At 40.4% G+C, this 13,988-nt stretch carries 9 protein-coding genes; 5 read left to right on the top strand and 4 right to left on the bottom strand.

Annotated features, from left to right (window positions below; genetic code table 11):
- Window position 1: 1 nt before the first annotated feature.
- From ACUXV0_RS05600 to ACUXV0_RS05590, 3 genes are all read left to right on the top strand, one after another.
- Complete coding sequence (locus tag ACUXV0_RS05600; RefSeq protein WP_446192086.1) at window positions 2-274, top strand: SelT/SelW/SelH family protein; 273 nt, start codon at window positions 2-4, stop codon at window positions 272-274.
- Between the two features lie 70 nt (window positions 275-344).
- Window positions 345-1,427, top strand: coding sequence for a serine hydrolase domain-containing protein (locus ACUXV0_RS05595; RefSeq protein WP_446192085.1), 1,083 nt, complete (start codon window positions 345-347; stop codon window positions 1,425-1,427).
- 143 nt (window positions 1,428-1,570) lie between these two features.
- Complete coding sequence (locus tag ACUXV0_RS05590) at window positions 1,571-3,313, top strand: cyclic nucleotide-binding and patatin-like phospholipase domain-containing protein (RefSeq protein WP_446192084.1); 1,743 nt, start codon at window positions 1,571-1,573, stop codon at window positions 3,311-3,313.
- Here ACUXV0_RS05590 and ACUXV0_RS05585 read toward each other — a convergent pair.
- The 3 genes from ACUXV0_RS05585 to ACUXV0_RS05575 all read right to left on the bottom strand — a co-directional run bounded on the left by ACUXV0_RS05585 (window position 3,291) and on the right by ACUXV0_RS05575 (window position 7,037).
- Window positions 3,291-5,177: an adenylate/guanylate cyclase domain-containing protein gene (locus ACUXV0_RS05585; protein ID WP_446192083.1), complete on the bottom strand. Its 1,887-nt coding sequence runs from the start codon at window positions 5,175-5,177 to the stop codon at window positions 3,291-3,293. The genes ACUXV0_RS05590 and ACUXV0_RS05585 overlap by 23 nt on opposite strands.
- Before the next feature lie 65 nt (window positions 5,178-5,242).
- Complete coding sequence (locus tag ACUXV0_RS05580) at window positions 5,243-6,019, bottom strand: DUF3575 domain-containing protein (protein ID WP_446192082.1); 777 nt, start codon at window positions 6,017-6,019, stop codon at window positions 5,243-5,245.
- Window positions 6,012-7,037, bottom strand: coding sequence for a threonine aldolase family protein (locus ACUXV0_RS05575; protein ID WP_446192081.1), 1,026 nt, complete (start codon window positions 7,035-7,037; stop codon window positions 6,012-6,014). The genes ACUXV0_RS05580 and ACUXV0_RS05575 overlap by 8 nt, the downstream gene beginning before the upstream one ends.
- 245 nt (window positions 7,038-7,282) lie before the next feature.
- On the opposite strand from ACUXV0_RS05575, the gene ACUXV0_RS05570 reads away from it, so the two are divergent.
- Together ACUXV0_RS05570 and ACUXV0_RS05565 are read left to right on the top strand one after the other, a co-directional pair.
- Complete coding sequence (locus tag ACUXV0_RS05570) at window positions 7,283-9,766, top strand: penicillin-binding protein 1A (RefSeq protein WP_446192080.1); 2,484 nt, start codon at window positions 7,283-7,285, stop codon at window positions 9,764-9,766.
- A gap of 137 nt (window positions 9,767-9,903) precedes the next feature.
- A complete protein-coding gene (locus ACUXV0_RS05565; protein ID WP_446192079.1) occupies window positions 9,904-11,115 on the top strand; it encodes a saccharopine dehydrogenase family protein in 1,212 nt (403 codons plus the stop codon).
- Window positions 11,116-11,229: 114 nt separating this feature from the next.
- On the opposite strand, the gene ACUXV0_RS05560 is transcribed toward ACUXV0_RS05565, so the two are convergent.
- Window positions 11,230-13,866 (bottom strand): hypothetical protein, encoded by a 2,637-nt coding sequence (locus tag ACUXV0_RS05560; protein ID WP_446192078.1) that lies wholly within the window; start codon window positions 13,864-13,866, stop codon window positions 11,230-11,232.
- Window positions 13,867-13,988 lie beyond the last annotated feature (122 nt).

The following is a 13,988-nucleotide window of genomic DNA, read 5'->3' as shown; positions in this document are numbered from 1 at the left end:
AATGAAAGTAACCATTGAATATTGTCCAAAATGTGGCTGGATGCTCAGAGCAGCCTGGATAGCACAAGAGCTATTGACGACTTTTGAGCAGGAAATAGAGGAGGTGAGTCTAATGCCCTCTAAAACCGGAGGTATTTTTCAGTTGAGATGTGAGGGAGATATTGTTTTTGACCGTAAGGAAAATGGAGGTTTTGCAGAGCCCAAAGTCTACAAACAGTTGGTGAGAGATTATATTGCTCCACAGAAGGATCTCGGTCATTCTGACAAGAAATAAAGCATAGTTTGCACGGTATTTGAATATCTGTTTTTGAAATTCTGACGTTAATCAGCACAAAAACATGAACATGAAAACTATACTCTTCTTTTTTATTGGTCTTGGCTTAATTGCTTGTGGAAGAATAAGTGATTTAGGCCCTGAAGAATCCATAAATTACTTCCCTGGTGAATCAGATTGGTCCAGTCAAGATCCAAAATCTCTAGGCATAACTGGTTCTGAATTGAGTGAAATCAGAGATTTCATGAAGACCTCTGACACCAGAGCTTTTTTGCTGCTGAAAGATGGGAAATTAGTAATAGAAGAATATCAGGGTGAAGACCTACTTGGTCTTCAGGACTTCGGAAAGGAATCTCAATGGTATTGGGCATCTGCTGGTAAAACTCTGACTAGTTTTCTGGTTGGTTTAGCACAGGAACAGGGCTATCTTAATATTGACAATAAGACATCGGAGTACTTAGGTGAAGGCTGGACTTCCATGCCTTTGGAAAAGGAAAATCTCATTACGGTTAAACATCAATTAACCATGACTTCAGGAATGGATATTGAAGTAGATGATCCATTCTGTACAGAACCAAAATGCTTTGCATATTTGGCAGATGCAGGTACCAGATGGGAGTACCATAATGGACCATATACCATTTTAGACGAGGTGATTACGAGTGCTACTAATCAGGACTTTGACTCATTTTTCAATGAAAACCTTCGTGATAAGATAGGAATGGATGGGAAGTGGAGGTATGTAGAGAATAATCATGTATACTTTTCTACGGCCAGATCTATGGCACGTTTTGGTTTGATGATATTAAATGATGGTAAATGGGGAGAGGAGCAGATAATGCAGGATAAGTCTTATCTGAATGCCATGAAAAACACCTCTCAAGGTATCAATGAGGCCTATGGTTATTTATGGTGGCTCAATGGCAAGGAAACAGGCATGGTACCGGGATATCAAACGGTATTTAATCGATGGCTAACTCCTGATGCACCACAGGATATGATCTCGGCACTCGGTCTTAACGGACAGATATTAAATATTATCCCATCTGAAAATATGATCGTGATCCGAATGGGAGCAAACCCCACTACCTCTCAGGTTGGATTAAACACCCAAGATGAAATTTGGGCTCTGCTTAATAAAGTTATGGATTAAAACCTTCGGCAGGTAGAAGAGAGAAAACGCCCTTGGTCGTATAGAGCTTAGCTTTCATAGAATTTATGCTTCATTTTATGAATAGTGCTTCATTTTTGTCTCCAAAAGTATATTTTTGAAAGACGAACTTTGACAAGCTAAAATTGAAAACAACCCTATTAAATGACTCTGGCCTTAGTTCAGAAAGTATACAATTAGCCTCCGGTTTTGTTCAGAAGTACTTCGGAGAAGGAATATCGGAGGAAGTAGGCCAATTGGAGTATCTCAAAATTAAGAAAGGAGACATGCTTTTTCATCAAAATGATGAGGCTGATGGCATGTATATTCTAATTGGTGGTAAGCTGCTTGCACTGGTTAATGAACCCAGGAGAATAGTAGGGGAGGTAAATATTGGAGAATGTGTGGGAGAAACGGCATTGCTAAACGATAGCAAGCGTACGGCTTCTATTATGGCTGCCAGAGATAGTTCTTTAGTGAAAGTATCAAAGAAAAAATTTGAAAGCCTCTGGAAGGCGAATCCTGAGATTATCCTGAAGCTATCGCAAACCATTATCAAACGCCTTGATAAGCAAAACAAAGGAGTCTCTGAGAGACAAAATGCTTGTAAGATTGTGAGTTTGATAGGGGTAGGCATGGATCGTCAATATCGTTTAGCCAATTTCATTGAAGAGTATTGGGAGGGTAAGCTCAATGTATTGACTATAAAGGAAGGTGAGGCAGATAGCGAATTACTCGACTTAAAAATTAGTGAAGCAGAGCAAAACTTTGACTTAGTACTCTTATTGTCTTCTGATAACTGGTCTTGGAATAAAAAGATAGTTAACCACTCAGATGAGGTTTGTTATATAGCACAGGAAAGTCAACTTGATGGTTATCGGGAGTATGTATTGCACAATGATTTCTACCAGGGCCGGCTTATTTTGATTTATCAGCCAAATGAAAGTCCAAAAGATGTAGATCGTTGGATAGGGGAGTTTGAAACCAATAAAATTCACAGGTGCAGGGTAAGCTCTTCAGAAGATGCAGGCCGTATAGCCAGAATACTTGCAGATAGGGCTATTTGCTGGGTATTTGGAGGTGGTGGAGCCCATGGTTTTGCACATTTGGGTTCACTGAAGGCATTACAAGAAAAGGGAGTTCCGGTAGATATAGTAGGTGGAACCAGCATCGGAAGTATTATTGCCGGTTGCCTGGCTCAGGATTGGTCGCTGGAAGATACACTTCAAAAAGTTCGGAAAGATATCAGCGAGAAGAGTCCGCTAAACGACTTTACTTTCCCTTTGATATCACTCCTTAGAGGACAAAAAATGCAGAAGGTTAACGAACGTCATTTTGGCGTTCGGATAGAAAATACCTGGAAGAATTTCTTCTGCGTCGCTTCAAATCTTTCTTCTTATCAGCCAGAAGTTCTTCAAACCGGCAAGATGGACAGAGCTATCAGTTCTTCCATTTCTATACCGGGTATTCTGCCTCCATTACTGTATAATCAAAGTCTTTTGGTAGATGGTGGAGTGCTGAATAATCTACCCACTGATGTGATGAAAACGCTGTATCGGGGTTTCGTGATATCAGTTGATCTTAATGGGAATAAAGTAAGAAAGATTGAAGAAGAATACCGCATTAGTAACCTTCAACTGATTAAAAATTGGTTTACCAAAGAACGAAAATATGTGCCTTCATTGATGAATGTGATCATGAAGTCGATGACTCTGGCAAGTGTGGCAGACTCTGCCTCTAAAAAGGCAATTTCAGACCTGTATATTAATCCTAATATTAAGAAGGGCTTCCTGGAATGGAAAGCCATGGACAGCATTTTCCAGCAAGGGTATGAAGAATCTTTAACGGTGCTTGAGCATTCAGATTTTATGCAGAGAGCAGGTCTTTAAGTGCTTTAGCCTTAGGCTTTTGCCAGTTATTCTGAGCATAGGCCGTATACCATTTATGTTTCTTTAGAAAACCGATCTGTTGCTCTTTCCATTCATCTTCAGATTTGAAAAGGTTCATTGCCTTTAATTCATTCCTCAGTAGATTAGCAAAGGTTTTATACTTACCAGATCCTAAATAGGCCAGGTCTGCATCTTTGATAATTTTCTCCAGCTTTGAATTCGGTTGCTGTTTGACTTGGGTAGCCAAAATCATGTTGTGAACAGTCTTCAGATCAGTATCAGATAGTTGGTCTTGAAGGTATTGACGGGCAATCTCAACACTTTTTTCCTCATGATTATCGGGAGAATCGGCATAACCAAGATCATGAAAAAGAGCTGCTAGTTTGACGAGTTCAGTACTTTGTCCATCAATTTCTTCCTCTTTGCAGAGCAATACAGCCGAATCAATGACATCCAAGGTGTGCTGTTTACTATGGTAACTACAGGTAGCTGAAATACCATCCAGAAACTCCTTCTCAATAACGGGTAGCATTTTCTCGAAAACGCTTGTAGTCACAAAATGAAACCAAGCTTTGACATTCTTTGTGTTTTTAATATCTACCTCATCTTGTTCTTCGTATATGAATTGATCTGAAGTAAGTTCCTTAGTCGCTTCAGAAACAGCAATATGCCCTGGAGGACAAACACTTTCAATTCTGGAAGCCAGATTTACGTTTTTACCCCAGACATCATAAGCGTATTTATCTCGTCCTACTACTCCGGCTATAACTTCACCGCTCTGAATACCGATTCTAAGGTCAAAGAATGGAAGGTTGGCAGCCGTTTTCATTTTTTTCATTCTGCCTACCTCTCTCTGTATGGCCACGGCGGCCTTCACGACTTGTTCAGCATGTCTAGGATTAGGGTTTGGTGCTCCGCAAACACACATATAAGCATCACCGATGGTCTTGATCTTTTCTACTTTATGGTCTTTGATAATGGCATCAAAAACATGGAAATACTCATCAATAAGCTCCACAAGTTCTTTCTGATTCAGTTGCTCGGCCACTTTACTAAAACCCACAAAGTCTGAAAACATCACCGTGGTGTCAGGGTGCCGTTGTGGTTCTACTTTGCCATTGGTTTTCAATTCTTCAGCTATACTTACAGGAAGAATATTTAAGAGCAGTTCATCTGATTTCTTTTTCTCTTTAGAAATTATTCTTCTGCTTCTGATGGTACTGAAAATCAATAACACACTTAATGCGAGTAGCCCTGCAATACCAAAAGCGATAGACTGCGTTTTCTGCCGCCGAGCCTTTTCAAGTTTGGTTTGATTTTCCTGTTCAGATATTTCGGCATTTTTTTGAGACAATTTCAGCGAGTCTTCAAAAAGCATCATTCTGGAAATTAGCTGATCTCGTTCAAGTAATTCTATCTGTTGTTGGTTTTGCTCATTGAGGATTAACTGCTGTCGGTTTGCTTCCGAAAGATCTGTTAAAGCACTATCAATACTCTGAATTTTGTCAGATTGTTCTGCCAATGCTTTTTCACGAATTGCTAGTTCGGTTTGCTTCAGAAGATCAAGATATTGAAGCGATTTTTTGCGGGTGGTAGCTCTATTATAAAGTTCTGATAGACCTCTGTATACAGTAGTTTTTTGATTTAAAGTAGCCTGGCTTAGAAGAGTCTCTGCCACTTCATATGTTTCAATGGCTTTTCTGCTTTTATCTTGAATTTGATAAGTTCTTGCAAGTTTAATGGCTACTTCCAGCTTCTGTGTAACAACGGAAGCTTCTAGTTCTTTTTCAAGTTGAGGTATAGATTGCCCGAAAGATTGTAAACTCAAAAGGGCTAAAAAAAGATTGAATACAAAGGTTTTCATGGCAGTTTTCAGAAAAGAAATCTGCCTAAATTACATAGACTTTGGGATTATTGAATAACGGAGTATTAAAACCTGAAACCGAAGTTGAAACCAAGCCCTCTGAGTCCGGCATATTTCACTTTTTGGTTGGCATTAATTTCGGCTTTTGTGTCGCCGATTGTGACATCGTAATAGTCTGTATTCAATTTAAATCGGTCAATAATCTTCCCTTTCAAATAGTTTTTTTCACTTTCATCCAGTTCAGAGAGGAGGCTTTGCTCTACTACCGCGTAAACGCTTTGAGCTTTACCTATATGAGGCCCTATAAGTACTACGTCTAATGTTATCCGTTCTCCAAAATTGAATTGCTTTCCTATTAAAATACCACCGGACAAACTTACGATATCAAAAGTGATAGGCACTTTGGATAATTCTACTGTATTCCCATCATATCTTACTTCTAGAGAAGCAGGGATTTTGGCATCGAAATCATCATACTGACCAAAAAGTCCGATGAATGCTCTGTTCTTCTTTTCTCCAAAATAGTAACGCAATTCCGGCGAATAACCTTTTACGCCCATCTCGGCCAGGTCTACAAAGATGTACTCAAAATCAACTCCGGTTACTCCTAGGCCATGTTTTTTAGCAATTTGATCTGCCTGAGTACCGAATGGGATTGATTTTACAGGTCTGTAAAAGAAAGTATTATTAAATGAGAAATGATTCCCTAGCATTCTCTCATATTGTAAGGAGTACAATTGAAATGGTGCACTGGCCACATTGACTTTCAGGCTGTTACCTGGGAAATCTTGAGCGTAAACAAATACCGGAAAGCAAAAAAAGAAAAACAGTTTTTTAAGCAAAATTCAACTGGCTCAGTGCCTTTTTAGTAAAAGAAATATGATCATCGTTGACGTCTAGATGAGTGACAAATCGCACAAGATGTTTTCCGAAACGAACACACCTTACACCAACCTGCTCAGCAGCTTTAACGAAATCGGCGGCTAAAATACTATCCTGAAGCTCAATTATTGCAATATTTGTTTCAATAGGCATCGTATCCACCACAAAAGGCAGGGTTTTTAAAGACTCGCCCAGGTCTTTGGCTCGCTTGTGGTCCTCGGCCAGCCGTTCTACGTGATGATCTAGGGCATATATCCCGGCGGCGGCTAAGAATCCGGCTTGTCGCCAGCCTCCTCCCCATGCTTTACGCTTACGAGTAGCGGCTTTAATAAAGTCTTTTGTGCCCATTAATAATGAACCTACGGGACACCCCAGACCTTTTGACAAACAAATAGAAATGCTGTCAAACACTTGACCATACTCTAATGTACTTTGGGGAGTCTCTTTCAAAGCATTAAAAAGGCGAGCTCCATCAAGGTGCAAAGCCATGTTATTCTCTAAGCAAACGGTTTTAATTCTTTTGATTTCCTCAAAATCATAAATAGCTCCTCCGCCTTTATTGAAGGTGTTTTCTAAGGAAACCAAAACCGATTGAGGATAATGTACGTCATCAATATGAATGGCATCTTTAACTTGGTTTGCGGTAAGCATACCTCTCTTTCCGTCTAAAAGATTTACCGCCGCAAAGGCATTAAAGGCTATTCCACCGCCTTCATAAAGATGTATGTGGCTATTTTCATGACAGATGACCTCCGTCCCCGGTCCTGTATGCACAGCTAGTGCGAGTTGATTGGTTTGTGTGCCGGAGCTGCAGAAAAGAGCTGCTTCCATTCCAAATAGTTCAGCTGCTTTTTCTTGTAAGGCATTAACTGTTGGGTCTTCGCCGAAAACGTCATCTCCAACTTTAGCAGAATACATGGTCTCCAGCATTGCTGGAGTAGGTTTGGTGATCGTATCGCTTCTGAAATCAGCAATCATACCTGAAGTTTTTTATTGTTTTGATGAAGTGTTGCACAAAAATAGAAATTCCAAGTGCATTGACAGAGTATGAGATTTCAAATTTAGTTTAAACCAATCCACTCTTTTAAGAGTAACTTGTTGAGTAGGTTTGAATTGAATATGTTGATTTTGAGATGATTACTTATTGTTCGCTAACAGCAATAAAATATTACCCGAAATAGATTTGAATTCAGTTTTTTATTCAAAATTTGCGGCTTTATAACATGGACTTGTCTAAACTGAAAGACGAACTAAAAAAAATAGTGGAACATCCTGTTTCACAGAAGATTATCTCAGGGCTTTCTCGCTTCTGGAAGGTCGCTGTTTTTGATAAAAAGCAGTTTTCGGCTGCAGGAAAAGGGAAACGCATTCTTTTGACTGCGAAGGCAGTATTTTCATTGATTATTTTATTCTTTATAGCTCTTGAGTTGAATTTCCTTTGGTTGTTTGGCGATATGCCAACAATGTCGGAAGCCAGAAATCCTAAACTCTCTGTACCAAGTAAGGTTATGACGAGTGATGGACAGGTTTTGGGGCAGTTTTATTTAGAAAACAGGAACCCTGTCACGTATGAGGAGATAGATTCTTTAACCATTCAGGCTTTGGTAGCTACTGAAGATGTTAGGTTTTACACTCATAACGGTCTTGATCTGGTTTCTATGCCTGGGATGATTTACTCTACTCTCAGAGGTGACACCCGCGGGGGTAGTACAATAAATCAACAATTGGTAAAGAATTTATTTAAGACCAGGAGGTCCAAATCACAGGGCTTATTAGGTAAAATACCAGTGGTAAGAACGATTATAGCCAAACTCAAGGAATGGGATGTGGCCATAAAAATGGATATTTTCTTTACGAAAGAGGAGATCTTAACACTTTATCTGAACGCAGTAGATTTTGGTGATAGCACATACGGTATCAAACTAGCGAGTAAGCATTTCTTTAGTAAAGAACCATCTGAACTAGACTTACATGAAACCGCACTTTTAATCGGTGTACTCAAAGGAACCTCCTATTACAGCCCTAAAAGACGCCCGGAAAGAGCACTGGAGAGAAGAAATGTAGTGCTCTCGCAAATGCTGCGATATGGTAAGATTGATCAGGAAACATATGATGCAGCTATTGAAAAACCACTGGGACTTCATCTTACAGAGATTACAAAAGAGCATTCAAAAGCTCCGTATTTCAGGGTAATGTTACGTGATGTATTGGAGGAATGGTGTGAAGAAAACGGGTATAATCTCTTTACTGATGGACTTACCATTCATACCACGATCAATTTTGAAATGCAGGAAATGGCCGAAAAAGCTGTGGAGGAGCATTTAACAGAATTACAACGAATGTTTGTTGCAGAGCAAGGGTCTTTTAAGTTTTGGTTTGACAAACAGATAGCAAAAGAGAAGGCTGAATTCAAACGAGAAAACCCTCGTGAAAAGGAACTCCCTAGAATGCCAGCTGAAAAGACGTTAGAGGCTTTGATTAAAAAGTCTGAGACGTATAGATATCAAAAGGCTGCCGGAAAAACGGAAGAGGAAATTTTTGAATTAATGTCAAAAGCTCATCCAACAAGGATTTTGACGCATAGTGGAGAAAGAGAACTCACTATATCATCAATTGACTCCATTAAAATGGTGGCTCAGTTTTTACAAGCAGGTCTTCTTAGTGTAGATGCCGAGAATATGCAGGTGAAGGCCTGGGTAGGAGGAAGTAATTTTGACTATTTCAAATTTGACCACGTTTCTCAAGCCAAAAGGCAGGTAGGTAGTGCATTTAAACCTATAGTTTATGCCACTGCTTTGCAAAACGGCATTGATAAATGCACACTGATTAATGATGAGCCGATCTCTATAAAAACAATCATTAACGGCAAGAATGCCAATTGGGAACCCAAAAACTCTTCTGGTAAATTCACTTATGCTCCTATGCCAATGCGTACGGCAATAGGAAGGAGTGTGAACTCCGTTGCTATTCGAATGCTTCAAACAGTGGGCGTGGAAAAGGTTGTAGATCAAGCCAAGGAATTGGGTATTGAGAGTAAACTTGATGCCAACCTGTCACTGGCATTAGGTACCAGTGATATCAGTCTTTATGAAATGGTGAAGGCTTATGTGCCTTTCAGTAATTTAGGTAAAGGAGGAGAATTGGTTATTCTTCAAAAAATAGAAGATCAAGATGGAGTGGTTGTTTATGAAACGGCCTCTGAGATGAAACAAGTTTTAAAGCCTGAAGTAGCCTATGAAATGTCCTATTTATTGAGAGGTTCGGTAGAGGTGGGAGGAGGTACCTCAAGAAGGCTGTACAATTACGGTATTTGTAACGGTAATGAAGTTGGCGGTAAAACTGGGACCACGAATGACTATCGCGATGGCTGGTTTATGGGAATCACACCCGGGCTCGTAACTGGTGTTTGGGTTGGTTGTGAAGACAACAGAATCCATTTGACCGGTGCCAATGGACAAGGGGGAAGAGCCGCATTACCAATTTTTGGTAAGTATATGAAGTCGGTTTACGCTAGTAAAAATGGGGTTTACAAAAAAGGGAAATTCCCTAAACCTGAAGAATACGATGGACAATTATACTGTTACGAGCCCGAAATCATCTCAGATTCCTTAAAATATGTAATGGATAGTTTGGCAAGAGATAGTGCCAGGCTGATGATAGACCCAATTGAAAATAAACGACTAGATAGTGTTCGGGTGGTTTTATAAAGTTTTTCAGATGATAAAATCATTCGTTCTGATTTCTAATCTAATTCTCTTTTCTTTACAAGATAAATAAGTAACAATTTCACAGTCGATAGGCTCTACTTATCGGCCTGAATCAAAATAAAAAACGAAACTAAGAAATGTCAAAAGTACTCATCATTGGAGCCGGAGGCGTAGGGACAGTAGTTGCACACAAATGTGCAATGAATTCAGACGTTTTTACGGGTATCATGCTGGCGTCTAGAACCAAATCAAAATGTGATAAAATAGCATCGGACATCAAAGAGATGCACGGTGTGGAAATCCAGACTGCCGGTGTGGATGCAGATATAGTACCTGAATTGGTAACTTTGATAAAGAAATTCGGGCCGAAAATGGTCATTAATGTAGCCCTACCTTATCAGGATTTAACGATCATGGACGCCTGTCTTGAAACTGGGGTGCATTATTTGGATACCGCTAACTATGAACCAAAGGACGTTGCAAAGTTTGAGTACAGCTGGCAATGGGCTTATCAAGAGCGATTTAAAGAGGCAGGCCTAATGGCACTTCTTGGTTGTGGTTTTGACCCGGGAGTAACTCAGGTATTCACTTCTTATGCCAATAAGCATTACTTTGATGAAATGCATTACCTGGATATTATTGACTGTAATGCAGGCGACCATGGGAAGGCTTTTGCCACCAACTTTAACCCTGAGATCAATATTCGTGAGATAACTCAGCCGGGTAGATTTTGGGAAAATGGCGAGTGGAAAGAAATACCGGCCATGAGCATTCATAAAGCTATTGACTACCCGAATATTGGAGAAAGAGAGTCTTATGTGCTGTATCATGAAGAGTTGGAGTCTTTGGTAAAAAACTTCCCAACTTTAAAAAGAGCCCGATTCTGGATGACTTTTGGTCAGGCGTATATCACACATTTGCAGGTTCTTGAAAATGTAGGAATGACGAGTATTCAGCCAATTAAATTTCAAGGGATGGACGTAGTACCTTTAGAGTTCCTGAAGGCTGTTTTACCACCACCAGAAAGCTTGGGTGAAAATTATACTGGAGAAACCTCGATTGGTTGCCAAATCAAAGGTATCAAGGATGGTAAAGAAAGAACCTATTATGTATGGAACAATTGTAGCCACTCAGAAGCCTACAAGGAGGTAAAATCTCAGGCGGTTTCTTACACCACTGGTGTGCCGGCTATGATAGGTGCAATGCTCATGCTCACTAATGAAGAGTGGATGAAGCCGGGTGTGTATAATACAGAAGAGCTCAACCCTGATCCGTTCATGGAGAAACTAAATATTCATGGTTTACCTTGGAATGAGAAGGTGGATATTGAACTTCCTCATGAGTATTGATAAAATAAGGGGATTAAATATTACTTCTTACGAACAAAAAATGGCTACCTGAAACAGGTAGCCTTTTTAATTAACCCTTAAGTGAATCTTGGACGGGTATTTTCTCGATTAATACTATTTGGTTTTTACTATCAATATTGGAACACAGATTGGTTTCGCACACGAAGAACAGTTTGATGGAGGAGTAACTGTAGCCTCATAGCTACATGAAGTCGCATCATCTGTAAGTGTTATGCTAAATGAGCCATCTGCTATATTAAATGGTCCAGATGCCGTACTTGGGCTGCCATAAGACACATTCGTCAGAGAAACCCCTGTACCTGTCACACTGTATGTACCTCCTGAACCTCCTATTGGATTTACTGTGAAGGTGAAAGTGTCATCACTTCCATCATTTACGGTACCATTAGGGTCGCAAAGGGTAACAATGTTGGCATTGACAATACTTTGATTTACTGTCACACTAAATGTTTCTGTGATAACACAGCCCGTGGCGTAGGTTGCTTCCAAAATAAAGTCTCCACTAAGGGCTGTGGTAACATTACCCAAGGCAATATTGGCACTGGTGCTGGTACTACCATTTGGTAGGGTCCATAGATAACTGACGATGGTTCCGCTGCTGGTACCTGAAGTTAGGTTAATTGAGTCACCACTACAGGTGGTGGAGGTTCCTGAGATGGTCAGGTCTACCAAAACACCACCTCCTTGAACTGTGAACGGACAACATAGACCGGTTTCACAACCCGAGTTTCCGTTAATATCTACAGTATAGTCACCAGGAGCGGTAGCTTCATAACTGAAGCTAGTGGCTCCCGCAATTGGCACTCCATCTAAATTCCATTGATACGTGGTATAGATAGAGTCAACTCTTAAAACAAGGGTATCTCCATAACATAAGTCAAACGGCACTGTGCTGCAACTATAAGCATAATCATCTTCTGCCAGATCTCCATTTGCCGGAGTAGAATCCACATCTCCCTGATCAGAAGCAATGACTTCGGCTGAATTGCTAATCACTCCTTTACCTATGATGACTACTGAAACGGTAAGCGTAACAGTGTCTTCTGCACTCATCACAGAGGCCACGTCCCATACTCCTGTGACCGGGTCAAAAGTGGTACCTGCAAATGCTGAATGGCTTAGATATGTTACTTTGCTATCGAAGTTATTCTCTACCATAACGCCGGTAGCAGGGTAGGCCGGAAGCTCATTAACTAATGTCAGAGTATAAGTGATGGTATCACCTAGTTCTGCAGTGGCTGAGTTTACAGCCATGGTCAAATTAAAATCAACATCACAGGCATTTGGATCACATGGATCATTCGGGTCGCTTTCGCCACCATCTACCTGACCGTTTTGATTGGCATCTTCTGTACCATCAGAAATTCCATCTCCATCGGTATCAAACTCGTTAGGGTCTGTAGTAGTAGATGGGTCTGAGTCAGCCACAAAAATTGCCGGGTTAGTGTATTTAGAACCAGAAGTTAGGCCAACTTCCTGACCATCACCCAAACCATCAAGATCTGAATCAAAAATGTTAGGATCTGTAGAAGCACTTAACGGTGCGGTTCCATTTACCTCTTGAAAGTCTGAAAGACCATCATCATCAGAATCACCATCATTGGGGTCGGTAGAGTGAACCGTAGTTTCATCTATATCAGTAAGACCGTCATTATCATCATCTGTGTCGCAGGCATCAGGTATTCCGTCGCCATCATTATCGAACATATCGCTTCCTACACATTTATCCATGCAGTCATAGATGCCATCTCCGTCGCTATCGGCCCTTGTGAAGGCATAATAGACATTGACGCTGTTTAATAAGGAGATTGTACCAAAAACTGTAATCCTTACTTCATCATAGGTTTGGCTAGTTGGGAAAGAAAGTGATTGAATATTACTTCCAGGTAATATTGCAGCGTTAATAAGACTTGCATTTCCTAAATAACTTTCTCTCTGAACACCAGCCAGATACGTTGTGATTCGCACACTACCGAGCACGGATAAGTCAAGAAGTCCGCCGGAAGGTGAGACAGCAAATCCAGCTTCTGTACCAGCGGCTTGTGTAGAACCAAAATCAACTGCTACTGATCCACTAGCTCCGATACCAATAGTCTGCGAAATAGTCACAAAGTTTGTAGTGTCATTATCAGCAGCAAAACCTTGGTTTGATACCGAACAACCTACACATATACCATTTATGCCTGTACGTGAGACCTCTATAGTAGCCCCTTCTGATGCAGTGGCTGCATCCATACAGTCTGTAGGACAACTAACGGGCTCTTCAAAAAACGAGTAGACTTGAACATCAGATATAAGAGAAAGGGTACTTCCTACAATTAATTGGATCTCGTCATAATTAGAAGTAGCTGTAAATCCAATTTTATGCAGTCCCGCATCCCCATTTAGAAGACCTAAAGAAACCAAGTTTGTCCCTGAAGTTTCAGTCTGAACCAGAGATCCATTATTATAGAGGTTAATGGTAAGATATGATAAAACATCTGCATTAAGTATTCCTCCATCTACACCAAGAACTACCCCGACTCTGTTACCTGATGGATAGGTAACAGTAGAGTCTGTAATGGATAATGCAGAACCGCCTCCTATTAAAGCAACTCCCAGTTGCATATCGGCATAATTTGTCAGGTCGCCGTCAATGGCATTTGGAGCCGAGCTGACTCCTCCTAATAAGTTAATACCCGCAGTTCTTGCTTGATTGATATATACTCCGGCCCCAACGATCGGGTCCATACACGTGCCATTATTTTCCACAGCTTGGGAAAATGTACTGAATGATGAAAAAAGGCACAATAGAAATAGTAAAGCTTTTGAATTTGTCATGTTTTTGAAATGGTCGTTTATGCCAAGTCAAA

The organism is Jiulongibacter sp. NS-SX5 (assembly GCF_052828545.1).
Note: the sequence above shows the minus strand (reverse complement) of the source record. Positions and strands in the feature narration are given on the sequence as shown.